Origin of the sequence: Shinella curvata (assembly GCF_022899935.1) — a bacterium.
Lineage (GTDB): Bacteria > Pseudomonadota > Alphaproteobacteria > Rhizobiales > Rhizobiaceae > Shinella > Shinella curvata.
Genome location: NZ_JALJCJ010000002.1, coordinates 820455 through 846551, shown reverse-complemented (window position 1 = coordinate 846551; position 26097 = coordinate 820455). Strand labels below are relative to the sequence as shown.

Genomic DNA, 26097 nt, shown 5'->3' with positions numbered 1-26097 from the left:
CGGGAAATGAACCATGACGATCACCCTTCACCCGGGCTCCGTGCCCCTGAAAACGCTTGAATCCATCTACTGGACGGGCGAGGCCACAAAGCTCGATTCGTCCTTCGACGCCGGCATCCAGAAAGCCGCCGCCCGCATCGCGGAAATCGCCGCCGGCGACGAACCGGTCTACGGCATCAACACCGGCTTCGGCAAACTCGCCTCGATCAAGATCGCTTCCGCTGACGTGGCGACGCTTCAGCGCAACCTGATCCTGTCGCATTGCTGCGGCGTCGGCAAACCGCTCGCCGAAAACATCGTGCGCCTGATCATGGCGCTCAAGCTGATATCGCTCGGTCGCGGCGCCTCCGGCGTGCGCATGGAGATCGTACGCCTCCTCGAAGCCATGCAGGCCAAGGGTGTCATCCCGGTCATTCCGGAACAGGGTTCTGTCGGCGCCTCCGGCGACCTCGCCCCCCTCGCCCATATGACGGCCGTGATGCTCGGCGAAGGCGAGGCCTTCTATGCCGGCGAACGGCTGCGCGGCGGTGAAGCGCTCGCCAAGGCCGGCCTTGCGCCCGTCGTGCTTGCCGCCAAGGAGGGCCTTGCCCTCATCAATGGCACACAGGTCTCGACCGCGCTTGCGCTTGCCGGCCTCTTTCGCGCCCATCGCGCCGCACAGGCGGCCCTTGCCACCGGCGCGCTGTCCACCGATGCCGCCATGGGCTCCTCCGCGCCCTTCCACCCGGACATCCACACGCTGCGCGGCCACAAGGGCCAGATCGATGCCGCCGCCTCGCTGCGCGCCCTGCTTGCCGGCTCCGTCATCCGCGAAAGCCACATTACCGGCGACGAGCGCGTGCAGGATCCCTACTGCATCCGCTGCCAGCCGCAGGTGGACGGTGCCTGCCTCGACCTTCTGCGCTCGGCCGCCCGAACGCTGGAAATCGAAGCCAATGCCGTGACGGACAACCCGCTCGTTCTCTCGGACAACAGCGTTGTCTCGGGTGGCAACTTCCATGCCGAGCCTGTCGCCTTCGCCGCCGACCAGATCGCCATTGCGGTCTGCGAAATCGGTGCGATTTCCCAGCGCCGCATTGCGTTGCTGGTCGATCCCGCCCTCTCCTTCGGCCTGCCGGCCTTCCTCGCCAAGAAGCCGGGCCTCAACTCCGGCCTGATGATCGCGGAAGTCACCTCGGCCGCGCTGATGAGCGAGAACAAGCAGATGGCGCATCCGGCCTCGGTCGATTCGACGCCGACCTCCGCCAACCAGGAAGACCACGTCTCCATGGCCTGCCACGGTGCGCGCCGCCTGCTGCGCATGACGGAAAACCTGTCCGCCATCATCGGCATCGAGGCGCTGACTGCCGCGCAGGGCATCGATTTCCGCGCGCCGCTCACCACCAGCCCGGAACTGCAGAAGGTCGTGGCGGCGCTGCGCACCGTCGTGGCAACGCTGGAGGAAGATCGCTACATGGCGCCGGATCTTGCCGCCGCCAGCACCTTCGTCTCCTCGGGCGCGCTCGCCGCTTCCGTGACGAAGGGCATCCTGCCCGTGCTGGAGGCATAAGATGGCGCTGTTCGAACTCCACCAGGGCACCTCGCCCGTCATTCTCGCCTTTCCGCATACCGGCACGGATGTCCCGGCCGATATCTGGGAACGCCTCAACGACAACGGCCGCATCCTCGCCGATACGGACTGGCACATCGAGCGTCTTTACGACGGCCTGTTGCCGAACGTGACGACGGTGCGCGCCACGTTCCACCGCTATGTCATCGACGCCAACCGCGATCCGGCCGGCGTCAGCCTCTATCCCGGCCAGAACACCACTGGCCTCGTTCCCGAAACGGATTTCGATGGCAAGCCGATCTGGAAGGACGGTGCGGCACCGACCGAGGCGGACATCGCCTATCGGCTCGCCAATTTTCACGCGCCCTACCACGCGGCCCTTGCCGCCGAAATCGAGCGGGTGAAGGCGATCCATGGCGTGGCGATCCTCTACGATTGCCACTCGATCCGCTCGCTGATCCCCTTCCTGTTCGAAGGCCGGCTGCCGGATTTCAACGTCGGCACCGATATGGGCCGCACCTGCGACAAGGCGATCGAAACGGCGACCTATGAGGCCTGCGCCGCGGCCGAGGGCTATACCAGCATTCTCAACGGCCGCTTCAAGGGCGGCTGGACGACCCGCCACTACGGCAAGCCGGCAACCGGCGTGCACGCCATCCAGATGGAACTGGCGCAAGTCAGCCATCTCGCCACGGAAGTCCCGCCCTTCGCCCTCGACGAGGAGAAGGCCGCGCGACTGCGCATTCCTTTGAAAGACATCCTGAACCGTCTCGAGGCGCTCGCCTCCACCCTTTCACGCTGATCCGGGAGAACCAGCCAATGACCACCAATCCCCGCCACAACATCCGCGAAATCCGCGCCGCCACCGGCACCGAGCTCACCGCCAAAAGCTGGATGACGGAAGCGCCGCTGCGCATGCTGATGAACAACCTCGATCCGAACGTTGCGGAAAACCCGCATGAACTGGTCGTCTACGGCGGCATCGGCCGCGCCGCCCGCACCTGGGCCGATTTCGACAAGATCGTCGCCTCGCTCCGCGATCTCGAAGAAAACGAGACGCTGGTCGTGCAGTCCGGCAAGCCCGTCGGCATCTTCCGCACGCACAAGGATGCGCCGCGCGTGCTGATCGCCAACTCCAACCTCGTGCCGCACTGGGCGACCTGGGACCACTTCAACGAGCTGGATAAGAAGGGCCTTGCCATGTACGGCCAGATGACGGCCGGCTCGTGGATCTATATCGGCAGCCAGGGCATCGTTCAGGGCACCTACGAGACCTTCGTGGAAGCCGGCCGCCAGCACTATAACGGCGACCTCAAGGGCAAGTGGGTTCTGACCGGCGGCCTCGGCGGCATGGGCGGCGCCCAGCCGCTCGCCGCCGTCATGGCCGGCGCCTCCTGCCTTGCCGTCGAGTGCAACCCGGATTCGATCGAGTTCCGCCTGCGCACCCGCTACATCGACGAAAAGGCCGAGACGCTCGACGAGGCGCTCGCCATGATCGACCGCTGGACGAAGGCCGGCGAGGCCAAGTCCGTCGGCCTGCTCGGCAACGCCGCCGAAATCCTGCCGGAAATGGTCCGTCGCGGCATCCGCCCCGACATGGTCACCGACCAGACCTCCGCCCACGACCCGATCAACGGCTACCTGCCGAAGGGCTGGACGATGGCTGAGTGGAAGGCAAAGCGCGAAAGCGACCCGAAGGCCGTCGAAAAGGCCGCCCGCGCCTCGATGCGCGAACATGTCGAAGCAATGATCGCCTTCCAGGACATGGGCATCCCGACCTTCGACTACGGCAACAACATCCGCCAGGTCGCCAAGGAAGAAGGCCTCGAAAACGCCTTCGCCTTCCCGGGCTTCGTGCCGGCCTATATCCGCCCGCTGTTCTGCCGCGGCATCGGCCCGTTCCGCTGGGCGGCCCTTTCCGGCGATCCGGAAGACATCCGCAAGACCGACGCAAAGGTCAAGGAGCTGCTGCCCGACAACAAGCACCTGCACAACTGGCTCGACATGGCCGCCGAGCGCATCGCCTTCCAGGGCCTGCCGGCACGCATTTGCTGGGTCGGCCTCGGTGACCGTCACCGCCTCGGCCTCGCCTTCAACGAAATGGTCAAGAACGGCGAGCTCAAGGCCCCGATCGTCATCGGCCGCGACCACCTCGATTCGGGCTCCGTCGCCTCGCCGAACCGCGAGACGGAATCGATGAAGGACGGTTCCGACGCCGTGTCCGACTGGCCGCTGCTCAACGCGCTGCTCAACACCGCGTCGGGCGCGACCTGGGTGTCGCTCCACCATGGCGGCGGCGTCGGCATGGGCTTCTCGCAGCATTCGGGCGTCGTCATCTGCGCCGACGGTACGGATGCGGCAGCCGAGCGCCTCGGCCGCGTGCTGTGGAACGACCCGGCAACCGGCGTCATGCGTCACGCCGATGCGGGCTACGACATCGCGCTCGATTGCGCGAAGGAAAAGGGTCTGCGCCTGCCGGGCATCCTGGGCAACTGACGCATGTCGCCTAAAAGTGTGCAGCGGTTTTAGGAGAACGACATGCACAAGAAAGCCCGGCTTCTCCGCAACAGCGATCATCGCCGCATGCCGTGGAAGAACGGCGGCGGCGAGACGGTCGAGGTGATCGTCCATCCGGAAGGCGCCGGCCTTTCGGATTTCGGCTGGCGTGTCAGCATGGCGACGGTGGCGAGCGACGGGCCGTTCTCGGTCTTTCCCGGCATCGACCGCACGCTGGCGGTGCTGTCAGGCGATGGCATGGATCTCTCTATCGAAGGTCTGGGCGACCGGCTGCTGACGCCGGCCTCCGCCCCTTTGCCCTTCCCGGCCGATGCGCCCACCACGGCGCGCCTGACCAATGGCCCGATCACCGATCTCAACGTGATGACGCGGCGGGGTGTCTTCGGTCATACGCTCACGCATCATGTCGTGGCAGGCTCGATGGCGCTTCCGTCATCTTCAGGCGAACGCCTGCTGCTGGCGCTCGAACCGCTCGGCGTTTCCACGACGGAAGGCCTCATCGGTCTCCAGCCGCTCGATGCCCTGGTGCTCGGCGGCTCGGAGAAAGCCGATGTGCTTGCCGCTGGCGAGACGACGGCCTTCTATCTGGTAGAAATCACTCCCGCCTGAGCGATCGGCGCAAGCGATTTCCTTGTCCGCACCCCTGCGGAGTGCTACCTCCCGGCACATCAATTTTTGCCGGGAGACATTTTCATGAGACATCGCAAATTCGGCCGCACGGGTTTTACCACCACGGATATCGGCTTCGGCGCCTGGCAGATCGGCGGCGCCTGGGGTGACGTCAGCGAGGCCGACGGTCGCGCCGCCCTCAATGCCGCGCTCGATGCCGGCATGAGCTTCATCGACACCGCCGACGTCTATGGCGACGGCCGCTCGGAAAAGATCATCGCCGATGTGCTGAAGGATCGCGGCGGCCAGCGTCCGATGGTCGCCACCAAGGCCGGCCGCCGGCTCTCGCCGCATGTCGCCGACGGCTACAACAAGCAAAACCTCGAAGGCTTCATCGACCGCAGCCTGAAAAACCTAGGCGTCGAACGCCTCGACCTCGTGCAGCTGCATTGCCCGCCGACGGATGTATACTACCGCCCCGAGGTCTTCCACGCGCTGGAAGAGATCAAGGCCGCCGGCAAGATCGCCAATTACGGCGTCAGTGTCGAGAAGGTCGAGGAGGCCCTGAAGGCGATCGAATATCCGGGCGTCGTCAGCGTGCAGATCATCTACAACATCTTCCGTCAGCGTCCGGCGCAGCTGTTCTTCAAGGAGGCGGCGCGCAGGAATGTCGCCGTCATCGCCCGTGTGCCGCTGGCCAGTGGCCTGCTCTCCGGCAAGATCACGCGCGACACCGCCTTTGCCGCCGATGACCACCGCAACTTCAATCGCAACGGCGATGCCTTTGATGTCGGCGAGACTTTTGCGGGCGTGCCTTTCGAGACCGGCCTGCAGGCGGTGGAGGAAATCCGTGCGCTGGTGCCGGCAAGCCAGACCATGGCGGCCTTCGCGCTGCGCTGGATCCTGATGGCGGACGCCGTCAGCGTCGTCATTCCCGGCGCCCGCAATGCCGGGCAGGCTGAGGCCAACGCGAGGGCGGCCGGCCTTCCGGCCATCCCGGAGAACGTGATGGAAGCGACGCGCGAGATCTACTACCGTCTCGTCGCCCCGCATGTTCACGACCGCTGGTAAGCGGACTCAGGCAACCCCGATGCCGGCCGTCAGGCCGCCGTCGATGATGAAATCCGCGCCGGTGACGAAGCCGGCGCGGCTGGAGGCGAGATAGGCCACCATCTCCGCCACCTCTTCGGGCTCGCCGATGCGCCCGAGCGGGTGCGACGCGCCGAACCGCGTGAAAACCGCCTCGATATCCGCGTCCGCTCCGTCGAAGGTGCGGGCCGCAAGCTCCAGGATCGGCGTACGCACGGAGCCGGGGCTGACCGAATTTACCCGAACCCCTTCCGCAGCATGATCAAGCGCCATCGCCCGCGTCAGGGCGTGGATTGCACCCTTGCTCGCGACATAGGCGGCCACGCCCTTCTGGCAGGCATGGCCCTGCACGGAGGAAATGTTGACGATTGCTCCGCCGCCGCGTTTCACCATCAAGGGCACGCCGAAATGGGCCGTCAGGTGGATCGAGCCGACATTGACGGCCATGCACCGGGCAAACGTTTCCGCATCCGTCGTCACTGCAGTGCCATAGGGGTGCACGGCCGCGGAATTGACGATGATATCGAGCCCGCCGAGCAGGCTTTCCAGCTCCGCCACGGCGGCGCCGACCGCATCGGCAAGTGAAACATCCACGCGCCGGACGAGGATTGTCAGGTTGCGGCCGGCGGCGATCGCTTCCAGCTCGGCATTCGCTTTCTCGTCGATGCCCAGCGCAAACACGGCAGCGCCACCCTCCGCCAGCCGGATCGCCGCGGCGCGACCGATACCGCTCGTGCCCGTGACCAGCACCACCTTGCCTTCGAAGTCCCGCGCCATTTCTTCCTCCCTCCCGTTTCCGGCAAAGGTTGAGCGACGCGCCTCAACGATGTCAATGCCAGGCGGAAAGCGGAATCTTTTCAGCCGGCTGCAGGCCTTTGTGCAAAGATTGAGTCATCTCTCAATCTGTGATCCAAACCATATGACATCCGAAGGAGCGGGCGATGATGGAAGAATGCTTTCGCTGGTACGGCCCGAGGGACCCGGTCCCGCTGGATCACATCAAGCAGGCGGGCGCTACAGGCATCGTCTCCGCCCTTCACCATATCTATGACGGTTCCGCCTGGCCGCTTGATGATATCCTTTCCTACAAGGGGGGCATCGAGGCGGCGGGTCTTACCTGGTCGGTGGTCGAGAGCATTCCGGTACACAACTCGATCAAGATCGCCGCGCCCGAGCGGTCCAAATATATCGGCGCCTATAAGGATACGATCCGCGCCCTCGCCAAAGCCGGCGTCACGACGATCTGCTACAATTTCATGCCCGTCTGCGACTGGACACGCACCGACCTCCTGTACCGCATGCCCTCGACCGGCTTCGCCCTGCGTTTCGACGCGGTGGACTTCGCAGCCTATGACCTTCTGGTGCTGAGGCGCAAGAACGCGGAGAAGGACTATTCCGCCAAAGCCATTCACGCGGCCGAGCAGCGCATCGCCTCTCTCTCCGAAGAGCAGGTGGCGACGATCGAGCGCAACCTGATCGCCGGCTTGCCCGCAACCGAGCGCAGCTACGACCGCGAGAGTTTTCGACAGGCACTCGATGAATACCAGGGCATCGACGCCGAAACCCTCCGCGAAAACCTTGCCGCCTTCCTGCGAGAAATCGTTCCCGTGGCGGAAGATGTCGGCGCGCGGCTCTGCATTCATCCGGACGATCCGCCCTTTTCGCTCTTCGGCCTGCCGCGCGTCGTCTCCTGCGCCGGGGACGCACGCGCCCTGTTGGCCGCAGCGCCGAGCCCGGCAAATGGCCTAACCTTCTGCACCGGCTCCTATGGCGTGCGTGCGGACAACGACCTGCCGGCCATGGTGCGTGAATTCGGCCCGCAGATTCATTTCAGCCATCTGCGCAATGTCACCCGCGAGCCCGACGGCTCCTTCCACGAGGCCGACCATCTCGACGGCTCGACAGATATGGTCGAGGTCGTCATCGCCCTGCGGGAGGAGCAGAACCGGCGCAAGGCCGAAGGCCGCGCCGACTGGCGCATCCCCATGCGGCCGGACCACGGCCATCTGCTGGCCGACGATATCGGCAAGGCGCGCATCAACCCCGGTTATTCGCTGATCGGCCGGTTGAAGGGCCTTGCGGAACTGCGCGGCGTGATGCGGGGCGTCTCCCGGTTCATGGTGGCTTGAGACTGCCTTCAACATAAACCAAAATGATAGCGAACATCAGGACTATCTATTTCGTTTATGCGCACGCCCACGTTACCGTTTGCCATCGGTCACAATCACTACAGGGGAACGACCATGAAAAGAATGCTGCTCGCACTGGCGCTCGCAGGCTCCACGCTTCTCTCCGCCCAGGCTTCGGCCGAGACGCTGAAGATCGGCACGGAGGGCGCCTACCCGCCCTTCAACTTCCAGGATTCCAACGGCAAGCTCGGTGGCTTCGACGTGGAGATCGGGCTTGCGCTCTGCGAGAAGATGAAGGTGGAATGCGAAGTCGTCGGCCAGGATTGGGACGGCATCATTCCCGGTCTTCTCGCCAAGAAATACGACATGATCATCGCCTCGATGTTCATCACCGAAGAGCGCAAGAAGCAGGTCAACTTCACCGACCCCTACTATCTCGCAGCCATGACCCATGCCGCCCCAAAAAACTCCGGCATCACCGATTTCACCAATGAGGGCATGAAGGGCAAGACGATCGGCGCGCAAAGCGGCACGACGCAGGCCGATTTTGCCGCAGCCGTCTATCCGGATGCCGACCTCAAGCTCTATCCGACACAGGACGAGGTGAACCTCGACATGGCAAACGGCCGCCTCGACCTGCAGGTCGGCGACATGATCCCGCTGCTCGACTGGGTCACCAAGAACGATGACGGCAAGGCCTGCTGCGAGCTGATCGGCGAGCCGGTCACCGACAAGAAGTTCGTCGGCGATGGCGTCGGCATCGCGGTGCGGCAGGAAGACAACGATCTTCGTGAAAAGCTGAACGCTGCTCTGAAGGAAATCCGCGAAGACGGCACCTACAAGAAGATCAACGACAAATATTTCTCGATCGATATCTACACGATGAAGTAAGGGCTTCGGGGCGGCTTCGGCCGCCCCTTTTCATTTCAGCTTCACGATCTTGGCCGGGCGTTTCCTGTACTTCCTGTCATGCGATAGGCGGTCGAAATGAACGGTTCGGAATCGTGATCGTCTATCGGGCTGACAAGGAAGGGAAACGGGTCGAGCGCCCGTCTCGGCCGGAAATCCATGCGAGCCTGGACGCCCGCCGCCGAGAGCTCGTCGACATAGGACCCCGCGAGTCCGCTGGTGCTAAACCGTTCCCACATATGGCATTTCCCCTTCTTTCAGGGGGCCCAATGCGCCGGAAACAAAATTGGTTCCGAGAAAAAATGCCATCGTCGATCACATTCTTGACCGCTCTAAGCAGGCTCCACTTGCCTCTCATTGAGCTGTCATCCTAACTACACGCATGCCGATAAATCGCCTCGAACGCTTTGCTCACAACCTCGACTGGAACCTGCTGCGCACCTTCGTCGTGGTGGTGGAGGAAGGCTCCATAACGCGCGCCGCAAACCGGCTGCTTCTGCAGCAGCCAGCCGTCAGCATGGCGCTGAAGCGACTGGAGCAATCCGTCGGCCACCGACTGATCGACCGTAGCCCCGGCCGTTTCGAATTGACGGAAGCCGGCGAACGGCTGCATGCCCTGTGTCACGACATATTTTCCGCTATCGTGCGCCTGCCGGAGGCCATGGTATCCTCTGGTGAGGATGTATCCGGCCACATCACCATCCACGCCGTCAGCCACGCCATGAACCCCGTCTGGGACCGGGCGATCGCCGATTTCTTCCGGCTGCATCCGCGTGTCACCGTCGGTGTGACGATCGAGACGACGACGGATGTCATCCGCTCGGTGGAGCGCGGCGTTGCGACGCTTGGCCTTTCCGACGGCATCATTCCGGATGGGTTGGAGAAGGTGCCCTTCTGCTATGAGCGTTACGCCCTCTATTGCGGCCGCGGGCACCGGCTGTTCGGCGCACTGGACGCCAAGCTCGAGGACCTGCGCGGCGAGCCCTATGTCAGCTTCCTTGCCGATGTGCTCGGCGGACCGCATATGGGACCGGTGACGGCGGTGCGCGCCGTCGGCTCCTTCGGCCAACAGGTGCGCGCGCTTGCCTTCAACGTGGAGGAGGTTCTTCGGCTGGTCGTCGCCAATGCGGGCATCGGCATGCTGCCGGCACACCTCACCGGGGCAGCGCTCAGCGCCGGCGAACTCTGGCAATTGCCGCCCTATGACGACCTGCCGGTGACGGAAACCTTTCGCATCACCAACCCCGGCTCCGCGCTCAATCCGGCCGAGCGCGCCTTTCTCACCCATATCACAGATGTGCCGCCATGGCGCTGGGGCGAGCCACATCAATAGAACTGATATCGGCCGTCATCGCTATAAATTTGAAAAATGGCACCAGCTTGCTTAGGCCTATCCCTTCGAGACACTGGAGGGGCCATGCAGACTTTCGACATCGCGATCATCGGCGGCGGCATCGCCGGCATTTCGCTTGCCTATTTTCTGAGCCCTCACCGCTCCGTCGTCGTGCTGGAGCGGGAGGACGCGCTCGGCTATCACAGCACCGGCCGCTCGGCGGCGGAATTCACGCTGCGGGACAATGCGCCGCTGGTGAATGCGCTCGCCCGCGCCAGCCATACCTTCCTGATGGACCCGCCCCGCGGTTTTGCCGATGTGCCGCTGCTCATCGAACGCGGCAGCATCATCCTCGGGACCGAGGATAAGGTGGCACTGGTGCGAGAGCGCTTCGAGCAGGCAAAGGCCTTGGGCATCCCCGTCGAATGGCTGGACGAGGCAGCAATGCTTGCCCGTGCGCCGATGCTCAAACCTACCTTTGCTGCCGCTGCCTATTTCGACCCTGAATACTGGGACATCGAGGTCGATGCCCTGCTGCAGGCCTATGCCCGTCATGCACGCCGCCACGGTGCGCAGATCCTCGAAAAGCGGCAGCTGACCGGCGCCCGCCATATCGGCAATCAGTGGCTCATCGAGACGAACGAAGAGACAATCGCTGCCGGCACCATCGTCAATGCCGCCGGGGGCTGGGCGGATACGGTCGCCACCCTTTGCGGTGTCGCTCCGCTCGGCATCGTGCCGCACCGGCGCACCGCCATCACTGTCGACCTGCCCGACGGCATCGACGCCAGCCGCCTGCCCGAAATCAACGAGATCGAAGACACTTTCTACTTCAAGCCGGAGGGCGGCCGCCTGCTCGCCTCGCCTGCCGACGCCACGCCGTGCGAGGCGGCCGACGTCCAGCCGGAGGAGCTCGACGTCGCCTATGCCGCCCACTATGTCGAGGAGGCGACCACGCTCAATGTGCGCCGCATCTTCAAGAGCTGGGCCGGTCTGCGCAGTTTTTCCGCGGACCGCCTGCCCATTATCGGTCCGGCAAAGGATGCCGAAAACTTCTTCTGGCTCGCCGGACAGGGCGGCTATGGCATCCTGACCTCCCCCGCCCTCGGAAGCCTCGCCGCCGCGCTTCTCACCGGCAGCTCTGTGCCGGAGCCGATTGCTCGCGAAGGTATTGCGGCGGAGACGTTCAGCCCCTTGCGGTTTTCCTGAAATGGGAAGGGCGCCTCTAAGGCGCCCTTTTGCCATGCGTCCCCTCTCCGTCATCCTCGGGCTTGCCCCGAGGATCCATCCACACGCGCTGAGTTCGCCGCGTGGATCCTCGGGGCAAGCCCGAGGATGACGACGGAGAGGTTGCGGTTCAAATCCTTTAAACGAAACGGGCGCCTCAAGGGCGCCCGTTCTGGTTTCAAGCTTCCGTTGCCGGCGTACCGGCCGGGCGCGTTGCGCTGCGATCCTTCCAGTAGCGATTGAGGAACAGCAGGATCGGGCCGCCGATATAGATCGACGAGGTCGTCGCCACGATGACGCCGAACAGCATCGGCCAGGCGAAAGGCTTGACCGTATCGCCACCCCAGATCGCCATAGGCAGCAGCGAGGCTGCGACGGCGACCGAGGTGAAGATGCATCGCATCACCACCTGGTTGATCGACAGGTCGATCAATTCCGAGAACGGCATCGTCTTGTACTTGCGCATGTTCTCGCGCATGCGGTCGTACACCACCACCTTGTCGTTGACCGAGTAGCCGATCAGCGTCAGCACGGCGGCGATGGCCGTCAGGTTGAAGTCGATCTGCAACAGCGCGAAGAACCCGACCATCTTGGTGATATCGAGGATCAGCGTCGCGATGGCGCCCACGGCAAAATGCCATTCGAAACGCCACCAGATGTAGATCAGGATCGCCAGCATGCCGAGACCGACGGCGAGGAAGCCGGAACGGGCAAGCTCGGTGGACACCGTCGGGCCGACGACTTCCGTGCGCTCGAAGCTCGCATCCGGGATCACTTCGGCAACGCCATCGCGAATCTTCTGGAGGGCCGCGGTCTGCACCTCTTCGCCACCCGGCTGACGCTGGACGCGAACGAGCACGGACGTGCCCTGGCCGAATTCCTGCAGCGCCACTTCGCCGAGGTTAAGGCCTTCCATCTTCTCACGCAGCGGCGCAAGGTCGATCGGCGTCTTGGAGGTCGCCTCCACCTGAATGCCGCCGACGAAGTCGATGCCGTAGTTGAGGCCTGGCGTGAAGAACAGGATGACCGAGCTCGTCGAGATGAAGGCCGACATGGCGATGGCGATATAGCGGCCGCGCATGAAGGAGAAGGTCGGGATTTCCCAGACCTTGCCGAAGATCGAATGGATTTCGATCTTCTTCATCTTCCGCAGGATCACGGCCTCGCGCATCAGGAAACGCACGAAGGTGATGGAGGTGAACATCGAGATCGCAAGGCCGATGATCATGGTGATGGCGAAGCCGCGCACCGGACCCGAACCGAACATGAAGAGCAGGATCATGCCGACCATGGTCGTCATGTTACCGTCGACGATGGTCGCATAGGCCTTGTTGAAACCGACATCGAGCGCCTTCATGGCCCCCGCGCCCGCTGCCGTCTCTTCACGGATACGGGCGTTGATGAGGATGTTGGCGTCCACGGCCATGCCGATGCCGAGGATGATACCGGCGATACCGGGCAGCGTCAGCGTCGAGCCGAGAATGCCGAGCAGGCCGATCGTCAGGATCGTGTGCAGCACGAGGCCGAGATTGGCGATGATACCCCAGGAGCCGTAGAGCACCTGCATCAGCACCACGACGGCGGCAAGGCCGGCAAGACCGGTATAGAGACCCATGCGGATCGAGTCGGAGCCGAGGTTCGGGCCGACGGTGCGCTCTTCGATGATGGTGAGCGGCGCCGGCAGGGCGCCGGAGCGCAGGAGCGCCGAAAGAACGGTCGCTTCCTGCGGATTGAAATTGCCGGAGATCTGGCCCTGGCCGCCGATGATCGGCTCGCGGATGACGGGTGCGGTCAGCACCTTGCCGTCGAGAACGATGGCGAAGGGCTTGCCGACATTGGCCTGCGTGATCTCGGCGAACTGGCGTGCGCCGGTCGAATCGAAGCTGAAGGAAACGATCGGCTCGCTCGTGCGCTGGTCGAAGCCGGCCTTGGCGTCGGCCAGACGGTCGCCGGAGATCGCGACGCGCTCTTCGACGGCATATTTGTTGTTGTCGTTGGCGCCGGGCAGAATGAGCACGCCGCGCGGAGCGACGCTGTTCGGATCCACGGTCTGGTCGACCATGTGGAAGCTCATCTGGGCGGTCGAGCCAAGCAGCTGGCGCAGGCGCGTCGGATCCTGGAGGCCCGGCAGCTGCACGAGGATGCGGTCGCCGCCGACACGCTGGATGAGCGGTTCGGCAACGCCAACCTGGTCGACGCGGCGACGGATGATTTCAAGGCTCTGCTCGACGGCAGCCGACATGCGCTCGTTGATGCCGGCCTCCGTCAGCGTGACATTGATCACGAGGCCGCTGTTTGCGACGTCGATATCCGACGACCCACCGCCGAAGCCGAGCGTCGAGGTCGGCGCTGCGAGCTTGCGCACTTCCGGCAGGACCTTGTCGAGCGCGGCCTGGTCGGGCAGCGTGACCGTCAGGGTGGTGCCGTTGAGGCGAGCGGCCGAAGCGCGCTCGCCGGCGGTGCGCAGGATGGCGCGCGTATCGTTCAGGAGCGAATCCATGCGCGCCTTGCGGAGCGCGGCGGAATCCACCTCAAGTACAAGGTGCGAGCCGCCCTTCAGGTCAAGACCGAGGGTGACCGGGTTGGCGGGCAGGTAGCGCCCGTATTTCGCCTGCTGCTCAGACGTCAGCACGTTCGGCACGGCCGCCAGCATCCCGAAAAGGATGATGACGGTGGAGACAAACAATGCCCATTTGGAGGTTTTCATGGGGTTGTTCCATTTCAACTGCGGGAAAGGCGCGACACAAGCCGGCGCCCTCCATGGGATCGGAATTTCAATCGATGGCGCGGCGCTTCAGCGCCGCAAGGCCTCAGGCTGCAAAGGCCGGAGGCGCACGACTGCGGAAAGACGCGGGATGATCGGATGCGGGCGCGCTGTCATCGACAAGGACGGCGGCCCTATTCGAGGCGACTTCGAATGGGTAAAGCAGAAGGCCGGTGCCGGGAACGAGCGCCTTGCCGGCGCCCTCGCCTTCCGGCAGGCCGGTCTTCGCCTTGGCGATCCGCCGTTCGGCATGACCATTGGCCGGAAACCACAGCTCGTCACCCGCCGCGGACAGCGGCGACGGCGCCACGCCGCCTTCGGCGGCCGTGCGCTGGGGATGGCGCGGGGCATCTTCCGGTAGCGAGAACTGCGAGAGCAACACGGTAAAGAGCAGCACGAGGAAGCTGACGGGTGCAACACCCCGCTCCCACACCCTTGCCTCTTTGCCGGTTCTACAAGTCATTCCCGTCCGTTTCTTCGAAGGCGGGCACGGCGCGAAGCAAGGTTCGCAGCAATGCCGATGGTGCGCCAAGAACCATTTACGTCCTGCCAAGTCAAGTTCAGGGGTTAACGGTCCCTTGCCACGCCTGATCTTTCAGCCTTCAGAGATGGTGGATCGTCACGTCGGGGCAGGCTTCGCGTGCGAGATCGCAGAGATGCTGGTGGTGCGTGAGGTAGATGACCTGCCCGCCCGTCGCCATGTCGCCCATCACCCTGAGCGCATTCAGGGCACGCCCGTCATCGAAGGTCTCCATGATATCGTCGGCGATGAAGGGCACAATCTCGCGGCTGGCGGCGATCTCGTGATAGCCCGCGACGCGCAACGCGAGATAGAGCTGGAAGCGCGTACCTTTCGAGAGGTCTTTTGCCAGCTTGGAGGCCCCGGAGGCCGCATTGGCGACGAGGAACTCGCCCTCCTTCTCCAACATCGTCGAGAGACCGGCATATTCGCCGCCGGTGATGTCGCGAAAGGTTTTCGAAGCGCGCTCCATCATGGCGCTGCGATGGCGCTCGCGATAGAGTCGCAGCGCCTGCTCTGCCGCCAGGATGCCGGCGCGTGTCGCAAGATATCGCCGCGACTTCTCGGCGAGATCGACCAGCGCGGTACGCCGACGCTCCTCCAGCGCCGCCGCCGCATCGCTGCCGGCAACCTTCGCCAGCGCCTCCTCGGCCCGCGCCCGCGCCATGTGCTGCTCCTCGACTTGCCTGTCGAGTTCATCGAGCCGTGCGGCGAGATCGACCTTCTCGGCTACGAGCTGAGCTTCGTCGACCGCCGCCAGCAGCGCTTCCGCCTCGTCGAGCGTGCCCGCGCGCATCTGCTGGACGATGTCGCGCCCGACATCGATGATGCGGGCGTGCAGGTCATCGCGCCGGCGATGGGCATCCAGCAGGATTTCCGCGCTTGCGAGACTGTCGCAGCCGAGAAACGCGAAGATTTCGCCCAGTCGCGCATCGAGCACGTCGCGACGCTCGTCGAGCGCCCTCTCCTCTTCGTCCAGCCCCACCAACCTGTCGTCGATGGCCTGCGCCCGGTCACGAACCGATTTCGCTTCGGCAAGCCGACGACCGATGGCGGCGACGGTCGCAAGCGGATCGTCCGCATCGAAGGGTTGCGAAAGCGTGTCGGCGAGCCGGCGCGCATGGCTGCCATAGTCCTCTCGATCCCGCTGCATAGCCGCAATACGGTGATCGAATTCCCGGCGGCGCTCGACATTCTGCGCCAGCGTCTGCAATCCCGGCAGCAAGGCAGCTATATGCTCCGGCTCCGCGGGTGCTGCGTCCGTTTCCAGCCATGTCCCGGCAATCGCCTGCTGCCAGGTCTCCTGCCAAGCCGCCTCGGCCGCACGCACCTCCTCGACGGCCGTGCGACGCGCCTCGACATCCGCCTTCGCGCGGGCAAGTTGCTCACCCGCCGCAACGCGGCGCGAACGCTCCGCCTTCAGGGCCTCATGCGTGTCCTCGGCAAGAAAGAGCGTTTCCTCGAAGGTCGCGCCCTCCGCCACCCCATTCGCCAGAAAGTGTACGAGCCGCACCGATATGTCACGCGCCTCAACCGCGACAAGCTCCGTTTCGATCTCCTGGCGAGCGCGAACCTCTGCCTTCTCCAGGACCACGGCGCGCCGGCCCAGCCATGTGGTCAGATCCTGAAGCGTGATGTCATCAGGAAGGCCGCAGATTCTGGCAAGCGCGGCGATCTCCGCCTTGATCCCCGCCACGATCTCATGCAACCGCCCAGTCTCGCTCGCCAAAATCCCAAGCCGCGCGGCCCCTTCGGCTACGGAACGCTCCAGCAGGCGAATCTCCGAAAGGCGGTCGGCATTGCGCAGCCGGGCGTCGCTGGCACGGTCGTCGTCCTGCATACGAGCCGCAAAGGCGGCAGCCGTGTCACGGCCGAGATTGCCGAGGTGGGTCTGCCAAGCCGCGTCTCGCAATTGGCGAAGATGCCCGGCATGTTCCTCGCCCGCCGCGCCGGTGGCCTTTTCCAGCGCGGCCAGCATGGCCTTGCCCGATGCGGCTTCCCGATCGGCAACGGAAACCTGTTCGCGATGCCGGCGAAGTGCTTCGGCCGCCGCCTCGTGCCGCCTGCGCAGGTCCTCCAAAGCCGAAGCTGTCGGAACATTCATGCCCTCCAGCGCCTCCGCCGTGCCCGACCAGGGCGTCAGGCGCGCCGTTGCCGCCTCCGCCTCCTGCCGTGCGAGAGCGAGGAGACGCCTGGCCTCCCGCCGGCGGGCCGGTAGATCGCCAGCGCGGGCGGCGCGCAAGGCGACGGAAAGCGCAGACTGCATGTCGTCTTCGCCGACAGCGTCTATTTCGGCAAAAACGCCCGCCTTCTCGCATGCGGTCTCCTGCGCGCTTTCCGCATCGGACAACTCGCGTCTAGCCGTCGCCATGCGTTCGACGAGCGCCGCGCGGCGGGCAAGAAGGCTCGTCAGTCGATCCGCAAGACCGGTGGGCAGCAGGATGTCGGTCGGGTCGGTCTGCGCCGGCAGACCGAAGGCCAGCATGCTGGCGGCGATCGTCACCACGAGCCTGTCGCGATCGATGGTGCGGGATGCGAGGTCCAGCGCCGCGGTGCGGAAGCGCGCCTCCAGCGCGGACCCGGACAGCGTGACAAGGTCGGCCTCCGCCGCCAGGACCACATCGTCTTGCGCAAACCCGGCCCGTTCCGCAACGCATCGTTCCCGTTCCGCAAGCACGCGCGCCGCACGGGCGGCGATCTCCGCCTCCTCGCGGGCAAGATCGCCGATCAACCCGCGCCAGGCGGCAGGCGGCGCCTTGCCAAGGTCGAAACCGCCGAGCTCTGCCCGCAGCGCCCGCAGCCGTGCGAGGGTGGGCAAGGCGGTCAGGTACCGTTCGGCTTGCTGGAGGGCGGCCCGAGCGGCCGCTCGCGCGGCGGTCGCCGTGTCGTGACGTTCGGCGGCGGCGTCGCGTTCACGCACCAGAATACCATAGTCGCGCGCGGCGACGTCGAGCGCCTTGCGCTCGGCCGCCAGCGCCTCGATTTCGGCTTTCAGCGTGGAGAGACCGTGCCGCCGGCCGGCCGGGCGATAGAATTCGTCGGCCTGGTTCTTCAAGGCCGTCAGGCTCGTGACCATGTCGGAGAGACCGGAGCTTGCGGAAAACAGCATGGCGCCCAGTTCGCCTTCGCTCTTCAGAATATCCTCCCCACCCCTCTCGATGCTCTCGTCGTCAAGCGAGAACATGGTGCGGTAGGCATTGCGATCCATACTGCCGAGCACGGAGGCAAAGAGCGTGTCGGGCAAGGGCCGGTCATCGATGGTGACAAGCGAGCCTTGATTACGCTTCAGACGATAGGCTTCGTGGTGTTCCGTGCCGATGGAGAACCGGCCGCCGACGCGCATCAGCGCATAGGGGTGCAGGAAGCCATAGGCGCTGGTTCGCTCGATACCGAAGAGCACGTCGAGATAGGCGGAAAACAGCGTCGACTTGCCGGCCTCGTTGGGGCCGTAGACGAGGTGGAAATCCGGTTTGCCCGGCCGTGCGGCGCCAAAATCGAGGCTGCGCTCGGTAAACTTGCCATAGCGGACGAGCTCAAGACGGTCGAGACGCATCAGGCCTTCTCGCTTTCGCCGCCGAGGCGCGCCAGCACGATATCCGATCCATCGAGCGCGAGAGCCGAGAGCAAAGCGTCCTCCTCGGCCTCGTCGCCTGCCAACAGGCTGCGCGCCTCCTTCGGCAACTGGCGCAGCACATCCGCCAGTGTCTCGCGCAGTTCCGCGCGATAGGCATGGGTCGTCACGACATCCTCGCGGATCAGCCCTGCCAGCTCGGTGATCGGCCCCGCATCGGCACCGGCACCCGTGAGCGGCGCTGCGGTAGCAAGTTCCACGGCCTCGATCCAGCATTCGCCGAGCGAAGAGGCCAGGTTCTGCACTTCGGCAAGCAGCAGGTCCTCGTCACGGCGCAAACGCCAGGCGAGTGCGGTGGTCCCGGCCATGGTGAGGCGCACGACGAGGTGGGCACCGCCTGCCAACCCCCGGGCTTCGGAAAGCACCGCCTCCGTGCGATCGAGCATGCCATGCCAGTCTTCTACTTTCGAAAGATCGACCGAGAGGCGCTGGAAAACCGCAACTGCGACAGGACGCTCCTCGCAGGTGATGACGCCATCCTCGCCGACGGTCGCAATGGTAACACCCTTGACGCCACCTTCATTGATGTCGCGCCCCTGCGGATTGCCGGGCATGACGATCCACGGCCGTTCTTGATGCACGCGCCGCTGGTGAATATGGCCGAGCGCCCAATAGTCGAAGCCGTGGGCGGCAAGGTCCGCGACGCTTGTCGGCGCATAGGGATCGTGGCGGCTGCCGCCGGCAAGGCTCGTATGCAGCATGCCGATATTGACGGCGTCCGCGACGGGTGCGCGAAAGGTCGGCAGCAGCGAGGTCGGGGCATGCGGCTGGGCGAAGCTGATGCCGTGCACATGGATTTCACGACCGTTCGCCAGTGCGCCGGCTCTGACCGGTTTTCCCCGCCCGTCGAAGAGATGCACATTCGGCGGAAAGGTCAGTTCGCGGGTGATCTGCGACTGTGCGTCGTGATTGCCGCGAATGAGGAAGACGCGGATGCCGGCCGCTTCCAGCCGCCGCATTTCTCCCATCAGGAAGAGCGCCGTCGCCATGGACGTCTGGGCGCCGTCATAGAGGTCGCCGGCGATCAGGACTGCATCGACCGTCTCCACGATCGCAAGATCGACGATACGCGACAGGGCCTTGCGCGTCGCGCCGCGCACGAGATCGCCGAGATCCGCATTGCGCAGTGCCAGTGACGAAAGCGGCGAATCGAGATGCAGGTCAGCGGTGTGAAGGAAGCGGAAGGGCATGGCGGGACAATCGCCTCCCCCCTTCTCCGGGTCAATGCTTGCGAGCCGCAGGGCGCCGTTATTCAGGGAGAAATCACCCCACCCCGAAAAGGGCGGCGAAAAGCCATGAATAATGCTGGCTGCATGACCGTTCGCATTTACAGTGATCGTTCAATATATATGATCAAATTATCCGAAAAACTTCGTGATCATTTGACATGGTCCCTCATAATACCTATATTCCACCTCATGAGTAGCACGATAGAAATCTCCCAAGGCATGTTCAAACTCTACCATCAGGTGAGCCGCCTGGTGAATGAGTGCATGATGGACGAAGGCGTGTCGCTCGCCCGCAGTAAGTTCCTGCTTCTTCTGGAATGCCAGGGCCCGCAGCGGTCGACGGATATTGCCTGCGCCCTTGGTTTCGCACCCCGTACGGTGACGGAGGCGATCGATGGGCTCGAGCGCGACAAGCTGGTCAAGCGCGACCCCGATCCCAAGGACCGCCGTGCCAAGATCGTCTCGATTACGGATATGGGCCGGACCGTCATTTCGGCCGCCCAGCAGCCGCAGCACAAGACGATCGAGGCGATCTTCAACGTCCTGACCGAAGATCAGAAGCAGCACATGAAGGAAATCATCCGCTGTCTCAGCGAGAAGACCGACGAGCTGCAACGGGAACGAGACAAAAACGCGGGCGATGCCGAGCCGGCAGCACCCCGTCCACTGCAAGCTGTCAGCTAGTTTGAACATTATGAGAATCGAAAAGGCCGGGATCGCAGGATCCCGGCCTTTTTCTTGTGCTTGAACGAGGCACCCGGCGCCTCCCCTGCTGGAGGAAGCACCGGGTGGCAGATCCTTACATGGCGTTGATCGGGCCGATGCCGAAGAACAGCGTTTCGCCGGAGGAATCGTCGACGCCGTCATTGTCGGTCACGACGAAGCCGTTGCCGGCGGCGTCGATGGTGAAGCCCTCGACCTTGTCGACGACATAACCGTTGTTGGCCTTGAGGTCCGGGATGAAGTCGCGGACCTCTTCCTTCTTCACGACTGGCAGTTCGCCGCCGAGCTTTGCCGGCTTCAGGTCGGCCAGAGCCACGCGGTAGAGTTTCTTCAGCTTGGCCGCCTGGCCGATCAGGTTGTCACGCTCGATGATATAGGCGTGGTCGCCGTTTGCGGTGATTTCCGAAAGACCGACCCAGCCGCTTTCCGTCTTTTCGAGGGGGTAGCGCACGGCGCCCCATTCCTTGGACGACGGCTTGTAGGAGACGAGCTTCACAAAGCCCTTCTCGTCGTCGGCCCATTCGCGCTGCACGGCCATCCACAGCGTCAGGTCGTCGCCTTCGCCGACGCTGGTGATGCCTTCGAAGCCGAAGCGCTTTTCATGGGCGCGCAGTTCGGCGGGAATGGCGATTTCCTTGTCGATCTCGCCCTTCTCGTTCACATGGATGATGGCATGGGCGTAAAGCTTGTCGGCATCGCCCTCGTTGGCAAGCCAGTAGCCGCCTTCTCCATCCGGCGTCAGGCCTTCGCTGTCGAGCTTCTGGGCAGCCGCGCCGTTGCGGGTGATGCGCAGCGCATCGATGATCTTCGCCGGCTTCGCGGTGGCGTCGATCGTGAAGATCGTCGGCTGCGAGGCGTAGAAGCTGTCGTTGACGGCCACGAGCATGCCCGGCTTGTCCTTGACCGGCGCGAGGCCCGAGAGAGCACCGAAGCCGATCAGCTCGCCATCCTTCTCGGTCGATACGATCTGCGGATAGGCGGCTTCCCCTTCGCCACGCTCATAGAGCATGACATGCGAGCGCGCGCCGCCGTCCTCGACGAGGTCGACTTCATTGGCGGTTGCCAGCAGGTTGCGGCCGGGGATGGCAACAGCGCCTTCCGGGCTGATGCCCGACGGCAGGATCTGAAGCAGCTCGGGCTCGGCACCGGTATCCTTGTAGACGCCGACGACCGAGGCACGCTCGGCAAGCACGAAGAACAGGTTGTCATCGCCGAACTTGGCGGCCTCAAGGCCTTCCGGCTCGATACCCTTCTTGTTGCGCTTGTCCGGGTAGTGGCCGAGCTTGGCAATCTCGCGCTCGAAGGCAGCACCATTCTCGTAGAGAACCTTGCCATCCTTGTCGAAGATGGTGAAGCCGCGTGCGCCGCCCTTCCAGTCGCCTTCATTGGCAACGACCAGGCGGTTGTCGTCCAGCCACTTCACGGCGTCAGGCTCGCGCGCGACGTCCTTCATCTCGCCGGTGAACTTCAGCGCACCGTCCTTCTTGGTATCGATGCCTTCAAGGTTGACCGTGCCGGCGGAGAAATGGCTCTTCACAGTGCCGGTCTTGCCGTCGATGATGACGATGTAGTTGTTTTCCTGCAGCGTCAGCGCAACCTCGTCGAGGCTGTTGAAGGAGACGAATTCCGGCTCCGGGTCATCGCCCGCAACGTCAGCGAGGCCGGTCAGCGTGACGCGCTTCAGCGAACCGCAATCGACCACACCGTCCTTGAGCGAGACGAGAACCAGGTCGCCGGCCGGCATCTGCGGCAGGTCGCCGTCATTGAACTCCTCGTCGCGCTCGTTCTCGATGGCGATGGCAGCGAGCGTCTTGTCCTTGTTCAGCGCAATCGAGTCCGGCTGGCCACCGAGATCGCAGGTCGCGTCGATCTTTTTCGAGGCGAGATCGACCTGTGCCAGCACGCCCGACGGTTTGACGTAGCTTTCGCGCGTGTTGACGGCAACGAACGCCTTGCCCGCGGCAACGGCAACCGACGTCGGCTCACCTTCGAAAGTGACCGAGCCACCGGCCTTCGGGGCCTTGGCGTCGGTGATGTCGATGATGCCGATCGCCTTGTTCGGGCTGTCGGAATAGACGAGCGTGTTGCCGTCTTCGGAGGCGGCGATGATTTCCGCCGAGGTCGGCGTGGCCTTGTCCTTGCCTTCGGGCAGGTTGTCGGCAACGGCGAAGGAGGCAATACGATTGAATACAGGCTCGGCGCTGGCGGCAGAGGCCACCGATGCGGCGAGAACCGCTGCCAGCGCGGCGGTGAGCGAACGGGTTTTCATGAAATCCTCCGGAATCCGGTTTCTTGGAACCGAGCGGTTCTGAGGCTTTCGTGTTACAGGCGCATGACAGTTTGGCGACGGTTCCGCTACCCTCGGCACCAAATAAAAGGGGGCCCGGAAGAACCGGACCCCGAGCCTGAAATTCAGGATTTGCGGCGGAGTGGATGACCGCTCTGCCCTGCTGCGCCACGCGTCGCGAAAACGCGTCCGGGACGCTGCGGAACTTCAGATCTGCGACACAATGCGAACCAGGAGCTCGAAAGCCCAGGGATGCATCGGTTTGGGATCAGCCGTTGACGGCGTCCTTCAGGCCCTTGCCGGCCGAGAACTTCGGCACGTTGCGAGCCGGGATCTCGATTTCGGCGCCGGTCGAAAGGTTGCGGCCCTTCGAAGCTTCACGACGCGAAACGGAGAAATTGCCGAAACCGACGAGACGAACGTCGCCACCGTTCTTGAGTTCGCCCTGGATCGTCTCGAAAACGGCGTCGACAGCCGATGCTGCGTCCGTCTTGGAGAGGCCAGACTTCTCGGCGACCGCGGATACGAGTTCATTCTTGTTCATGTTTCCACCCCTTTCATACGGTTTGAAACGACTCATACAAGTCGGGGGCAGAATACGCATCGCCCCCCGTCTCGCAAGAATATTTCGCCGCAATCCCCTGAGAATCCGGGGTTTACACACGTTTTTCAACGAAAAAGACCGGCCGCGAGGCCGGTCTTTTGCTGTTTTGCCCCAAAAGGCCGGGCGTTCCGCCCGGCATCCGGCTGTCAATGCGCGATGGCGCCGGTGCCGTCGTCGGTCGATTCGACGGCCGGAACGCGGGCTGCATCGGCTGCGGCGCTGTCCCATTCGATCGGCTCGGGCTTGCGCAGCAGCGCATGCTCGATGACCTCACCCATGCGTGAGACCGGCACGATTTCCATGCTGTTCTTCACGTTGTCGGGAATGTCCGCCAGATCCTTGGCGTTCTCTTCCGGGATCAGCACCTTCTTGATGCCGCCGCGAAGTGCGGCGAGCAGCTTTTCCTTCAGGCCGCCGATCGGCAGGACCCGGCCGCGCAGCGTCACTTCACCCGTCATCGCGATATCCTTCGAGACCGGAATACCGGTCATGATGGAGACGATGGCAGTCGCCATGGCGATACCGGCCGACGGACCATCCTTCGGCGTCGCACCTTCCGGCACGTGCACGTGGATGTCGGTCTTGTCGAAGCGCGGCGGCTCGATACCGAAATCGACGGCGCGCGAGCGGACGTAGGACGCCGCTGCCGAAATCGATTCCTTCATCACGTCCTTCAGGTTGCCCGTGACCGTCATGCGGCCCTTGCCACCCGGCAGGCTGACGCCTTCGATGGTGAGCAATTCGCCGCCGACTTCCGTCCAGGCAAGACCCGTGACGACACCGACCTGATCCTCACGCTCGGCTTCGCCGTGGCGGAAGCGCGGAACGCCGAGGAAGTCATGGATGTTTTCAGCCGTGACCTCGACCTTCTTCGCCTTGCCCTTGATGATCTCGGTCACAGCCTTGCGGCCGAGCTTCATCAGTTCACGCTCGAAGTTACGCACACCCGCTTCACGGGTGTACTGCTGGATGACCGCCATCAGCGCGCCATCGGTGACCGAGAATTCCTTCGGCTGCAACGCGTGGTCGCGGATCGCCTTGGGCAGCAGGTGCCGCTTGGCGATTTCCAGCTTTTCTTCTTCCGTATAGCCGGCGATGCGGATCACTTCCATGCGGTCCATCAGGGGCGCCGGAATGTTCAGCGTGTTCGCCGTCGTCACGAACATGACGTTGGACAGGTCGTATTCGACTTCCAGGTAGTGATCCATGAAGGTCGAGTTCTGTTCCGGATCCAGCACCTCGAGCAGGGCCGAAGACGGGTCGCCGCGGAAATCCATGCCCATCTTGTCGATCTCGTCGAGCAGGAAGAGCGGGTTGGACTTCTTCGCCTTCTTCATCGACTGGATGACCTTGCCGGGCATCGAGCCGATATAGGTGCGGCGGTGACCGCGGATTTCGGCTTCGTCACGCACGCCGCCGAGCGCCATGCGGATATATTCGCGGCCGGTCGCCTTGGCGATCGACTTGGCAAGCGACGTCTTGCCGACGCCCGGAGGGCCGACGAGGCACAGGATGGGGCCCTTGATCTTGGTCGAACGGGCCTGCACGGCGAGATATTCGACGATGCGCTCCTTGACCTTGTCGAGGCCGAAATGATCCTCGTCGAGAACCTTTTCCGCAGCGTTGAGGTCGGTCTTGATCTTCGACTTCTTGCCCCACGGGATGCCCGTCAGCCAGTCGAGATAGTTGCGCACGACGGTGGCTTCCGCCGACATCGGGCTCATCTGGCGCAGCTTCTTGAGTTCCGCGTCAGCCTTTTCACGAGCTTCCTTGGAAAGCTTGACCTTGGAGATCTTCTCTTCCAGTTCGGCCATCTCGTCGCGGCCGTCTTCGCCGTCGCCGAGCTCCTTCTGGATCGCCTTCATCTGTTCGTTGAGGTAGTACTCGCGCTGGGTCTTCTCCATCTGGCGCTTTACACGCGAGCGGATGCGCTTTTCGACCTGCAGGACCGAAATCTCGCCTTCCATGAAGCCGAGCGCCTTTTCCAGGCGCAGCTTGACACTCGTCGTCTCGAGCATTTCCTGCTTCTCGACGATCTTGATGGAGAGGTGCGAGGCGACCGTGTCGGCGAGCTTCGAGTAATCCTCGATCTGGCTCGCGGCACCGACGACTTCGGGCGAAATCTTCTTGTTGAGCTTTACGTAGTTCTCGAACTCGGAAACGACCGAGCGCGACAGCGCTTCGATCTCGACCGGGTCTTCCTCCGGCTCGGCCAGCACATGGGCCATCGCCTCGTAGAATTCTTCACGGTCGGTATAGCCGTCGATCTCGGCGCGCGCGCGGCCCTCGACCAGAACCTTGACGGTGCCGTCGGGCAGCTTCAGGAGTTGGAGAACGTTCGCGACGGTGCCGATGCGGTAGATGGCGTCGGTCTCCGGATCGTCGTCGGAAGCGTTGATCTGGGTGGCAAGCATGATCTGCTTGTCGGTGCCCATCACTTCTTCCAGCGCACGGATCGACTTTTCGCGACCGACGAACAGCGGCACGATCATGTGCGGGAACACCACGATGTCGCGCAGGGGCAGGACCGGGAAGGCCGTGGAATCGTGCGGCGCAGACGTCTTCTTCGTCATGTCATTTCCTTTCAAACGTCCCGTTTCCGGGAACCGGTCCAATCGGTGTTTGGGGACACCGGGCCGGCGATCTTTTCCATCCACAAGTGGCGTGCGGTTGACGCATTTTCAAGCCCGGTTGCGGAGTGCCCCACTCCACTGCGAACAAGACGAACCAACGACAGGAAGTCTAGTCTTCCGCGCTGTCGCGGAACTTGCGGCCTTCCTCCGGCAAAGCTGCCGGAGCCTACGCGAGACACAGAATCGAAGTCTTCCATCTTCGCTTGACTGGTAACGTTTCGCAACGCCTTGTCGAAGCAGTGGAAGGTTCATCATCATGACCTTTTAAGGCCAAGGCGACCAGTCACGAATTGTCGCTAGAGCAGGTTCGGTCCGGATTGAACCGAACCTGCTCTAGCTTTTTT

General features: G+C 63.7%; 18 protein-coding genes. 10 read left to right on the top strand and 8 right to left on the bottom strand.

What is annotated here, in order from left to right; genetic code table 11:
* Positions 1-13 precede the first annotated feature (13 nt).
* The 5 genes from hutH (at position 14) to MUU55_RS10120 (ending at position 5746) form a co-directional block, all read left to right on the top strand.
* Positions 14-1549 (top strand): histidine ammonia-lyase, encoded by a 1536-nt coding sequence (gene hutH / locus MUU55_RS10140; RefSeq protein WP_244760645.1) that lies wholly within the window; start codon positions 14-16, stop codon positions 1547-1549.
* 1 nt (position 1550) lies between these two features.
* On the top strand, positions 1551-2351 hold the full coding sequence (gene hutG / locus MUU55_RS10135) for an N-formylglutamate deformylase (RefSeq protein ID WP_244760644.1): 801 nt from the start codon (positions 1551-1553) through the stop codon (positions 2349-2351).
* A gap of 17 nt (positions 2352-2368) precedes the next feature.
* Positions 2369-4045, top strand: coding sequence for a urocanate hydratase (hutU, locus tag MUU55_RS10130; RefSeq protein WP_244760643.1), 1677 nt, complete (start codon positions 2369-2371; stop codon positions 4043-4045).
* 42 nt (positions 4046-4087) lie between these two features.
* Complete coding sequence (locus MUU55_RS10125) at positions 4088-4675, top strand: HutD/Ves family protein (RefSeq protein ID WP_244760642.1); 588 nt, start codon at positions 4088-4090, stop codon at positions 4673-4675.
* Positions 4676-4759: 84 nt separating this feature from the next.
* Complete coding sequence (locus MUU55_RS10120) at positions 4760-5746, top strand: aldo/keto reductase (protein WP_244760641.1); 987 nt, start codon at positions 4760-4762, stop codon at positions 5744-5746.
* A 6-nt stretch (positions 5747-5752) separates the two neighbouring features.
* Here MUU55_RS10120 and MUU55_RS10115 read toward each other — a convergent pair whose 3' ends face one another.
* The gene (locus MUU55_RS10115) at positions 5753-6541 is read right to left on the bottom strand and encodes an SDR family NAD(P)-dependent oxidoreductase (RefSeq protein WP_244760640.1); all 789 of its coding nucleotides are present in this window, start codon (positions 6539-6541) and stop codon (positions 5753-5755) included.
* 167 nt (positions 6542-6708) lie between these two features.
* Between MUU55_RS10115 and uxuA the strand changes: the two genes are divergently transcribed.
* The 4 genes from uxuA (at position 6709) to MUU55_RS10095 (ending at position 11344) form a co-directional block, all read left to right on the top strand.
* Positions 6709-7893 (top strand): mannonate dehydratase, encoded by a 1185-nt coding sequence (gene uxuA / locus MUU55_RS10110; RefSeq protein WP_244760912.1) that lies wholly within the window; start codon positions 6709-6711, stop codon positions 7891-7893.
* Between the two features lie 114 nt (positions 7894-8007).
* Complete coding sequence (locus tag MUU55_RS10105; RefSeq protein WP_244760639.1) at positions 8008-8784, top strand: ABC transporter substrate-binding protein; 777 nt, start codon at positions 8008-8010, stop codon at positions 8782-8784.
* Positions 8785-9184: 400 nt separating this feature from the next.
* Complete coding sequence (locus tag MUU55_RS10100) at positions 9185-10135, top strand: LysR family transcriptional regulator (RefSeq protein ID WP_244760638.1); 951 nt, start codon at positions 9185-9187, stop codon at positions 10133-10135.
* 84 nt (positions 10136-10219) lie between these two features.
* Positions 10220-11344, top strand: coding sequence for an NAD(P)/FAD-dependent oxidoreductase (locus MUU55_RS10095; RefSeq protein WP_244760637.1), 1125 nt, complete (start codon positions 10220-10222; stop codon positions 11342-11344).
* A gap of 196 nt (positions 11345-11540) precedes the next feature.
* Here the strand turns inward: MUU55_RS10095 and secD are convergent, their stop codons facing one another.
* The 4 genes from secD to MUU55_RS10075 all read right to left on the bottom strand — a co-directional run bounded on the left by secD (position 11541) and on the right by MUU55_RS10075 (position 19467).
* On the bottom strand, positions 11541-14069 hold the full coding sequence (gene secD, locus MUU55_RS10090) for a protein translocase subunit SecD (RefSeq protein WP_244760636.1): 2529 nt from the start codon (positions 14067-14069) through the stop codon (positions 11541-11543).
* A 103-nt stretch (positions 14070-14172) separates the two neighbouring features.
* Complete coding sequence (locus tag MUU55_RS10085; protein ID WP_244760635.1) at positions 14173-14589, bottom strand: hypothetical protein; 417 nt, start codon at positions 14587-14589, stop codon at positions 14173-14175.
* A gap of 139 nt (positions 14590-14728) precedes the next feature.
* Positions 14729-18199 carry an ATP-binding protein gene (locus MUU55_RS10080; protein ID WP_244760634.1) on the bottom strand — a complete coding sequence of 1157 codons (3471 nt, stop codon included), beginning with the start codon at positions 18197-18199 and terminating at the stop codon, positions 14729-14731.
* Positions 18199-19467, bottom strand: a complete 1269-nt coding sequence (locus MUU55_RS10075; protein ID WP_244760633.1) for a metallophosphoesterase family protein — start codon at positions 19465-19467, stop codon at positions 18199-18201. The genes MUU55_RS10080 and MUU55_RS10075 overlap by 1 nt, the downstream gene beginning before the upstream one ends.
* Before the next feature lie 258 nt (positions 19468-19725).
* Here MUU55_RS10075 and MUU55_RS10070 point away from each other — a divergent pair, with 258 nt between their 5' ends.
* Positions 19726-20190, top strand: a complete 465-nt coding sequence (locus MUU55_RS10070; RefSeq protein WP_244760632.1) for a MarR family winged helix-turn-helix transcriptional regulator — start codon at positions 19726-19728, stop codon at positions 20188-20190.
* A gap of 115 nt (positions 20191-20305) precedes the next feature.
* On the opposite strand, the gene MUU55_RS10065 is transcribed toward MUU55_RS10070, so the two are convergent.
* From MUU55_RS10065 to lon, 3 genes are all read right to left on the bottom strand, one after another.
* Positions 20306-22498, bottom strand: a complete 2193-nt coding sequence (locus MUU55_RS10065) for an esterase-like activity of phytase family protein (protein ID WP_244760631.1) — start codon at positions 22496-22498, stop codon at positions 20306-20308.
* Between the two features lie 286 nt (positions 22499-22784).
* Positions 22785-23060 (bottom strand): DNA-binding protein HupB, encoded by a 276-nt coding sequence (gene hupB, locus MUU55_RS10060; RefSeq protein WP_023516583.1) that lies wholly within the window; start codon positions 23058-23060, stop codon positions 22785-22787.
* Positions 23061-23266: 206 nt separating this feature from the next.
* A complete protein-coding gene (gene lon / locus MUU55_RS10055) occupies positions 23267-25693 on the bottom strand; it encodes an endopeptidase La (protein WP_244760630.1) in 2427 nt (808 codons plus the stop codon).
* Positions 25694-26097: the final 404 nt, after the last annotated feature.

Excerpts from the sequence above, each read along its gene's own strand:
- MUU55_RS10115 (WP_244760640.1), bottom strand. The coding sequence starts at position 6,541 with ATGGCGCGGGACTTCGAAGGCAAGGTGGTGCTGGTCACGGGCACGAGC.
- hutH (WP_244760645.1), top strand. The coding sequence starts at position 14 with ATGACGATCACCCTTCACCCGGGCTCCGTGCCCCTGAAAACGCTTGAA.
- MUU55_RS10125 (WP_244760642.1), top strand. The coding sequence starts at position 4,088 with ATGCACAAGAAAGCCCGGCTTCTCCGCAACAGCGATCATCGCCGCATG.
- secD (WP_244760636.1), bottom strand. The coding sequence starts at position 14,069 with ATGAAAACCTCCAAATGGGCATTGTTTGTCTCCACCGTCATCATCCTT.
- MUU55_RS10065 (WP_244760631.1), bottom strand. The coding sequence starts at position 22,498 with ATGAAAACCCGTTCGCTCACCGCCGCGCTGGCAGCGGTTCTCGCCGCA.
- hutG (WP_244760644.1), top strand. The coding sequence starts at position 1,551 with ATGGCGCTGTTCGAACTCCACCAGGGCACCTCGCCCGTCATTCTCGCC.
- MUU55_RS10070 (WP_244760632.1), top strand. The coding sequence starts at position 19,726 with ATGTTCAAACTCTACCATCAGGTGAGCCGCCTGGTGAATGAGTGCATG.
- hupB (WP_023516583.1), bottom strand. The coding sequence starts at position 23,060 with ATGAACAAGAATGAACTCGTATCCGCGGTCGCCGAGAAGTCTGGCCTC.
- MUU55_RS10075 (WP_244760633.1), bottom strand. The coding sequence starts at position 19,467 with ATGCCCTTCCGCTTCCTTCACACCGCTGACCTGCATCTCGATTCGCCG.
- MUU55_RS10105 (WP_244760639.1), top strand. The coding sequence starts at position 8,008 with ATGAAAAGAATGCTGCTCGCACTGGCGCTCGCAGGCTCCACGCTTCTC.
- uxuA (WP_244760912.1), top strand. The coding sequence starts at position 6,709 with ATGGAAGAATGCTTTCGCTGGTACGGCCCGAGGGACCCGGTCCCGCTG.
- lon (WP_244760630.1), bottom strand. The coding sequence starts at position 25,693 with ATGACGAAGAAGACGTCTGCGCCGCACGATTCCACGGCCTTCCCGGTC.
- MUU55_RS10120 (WP_244760641.1), top strand. The coding sequence starts at position 4,760 with ATGAGACATCGCAAATTCGGCCGCACGGGTTTTACCACCACGGATATC.
- MUU55_RS10095 (WP_244760637.1), top strand. The coding sequence starts at position 10,220 with ATGCAGACTTTCGACATCGCGATCATCGGCGGCGGCATCGCCGGCATT.
- MUU55_RS10080 (WP_244760634.1), bottom strand. The coding sequence starts at position 18,199 with ATGCGTCTCGACCGTCTTGAGCTCGTCCGCTATGGCAAGTTTACCGAG.
- MUU55_RS10100 (WP_244760638.1), top strand. The coding sequence starts at position 9,185 with ATGCCGATAAATCGCCTCGAACGCTTTGCTCACAACCTCGACTGGAAC.
- hutU (WP_244760643.1), top strand. The coding sequence starts at position 2,369 with ATGACCACCAATCCCCGCCACAACATCCGCGAAATCCGCGCCGCCACC.
- MUU55_RS10085 (WP_244760635.1), bottom strand. The coding sequence starts at position 14,589 with ATGACTTGTAGAACCGGCAAAGAGGCAAGGGTGTGGGAGCGGGGTGTT.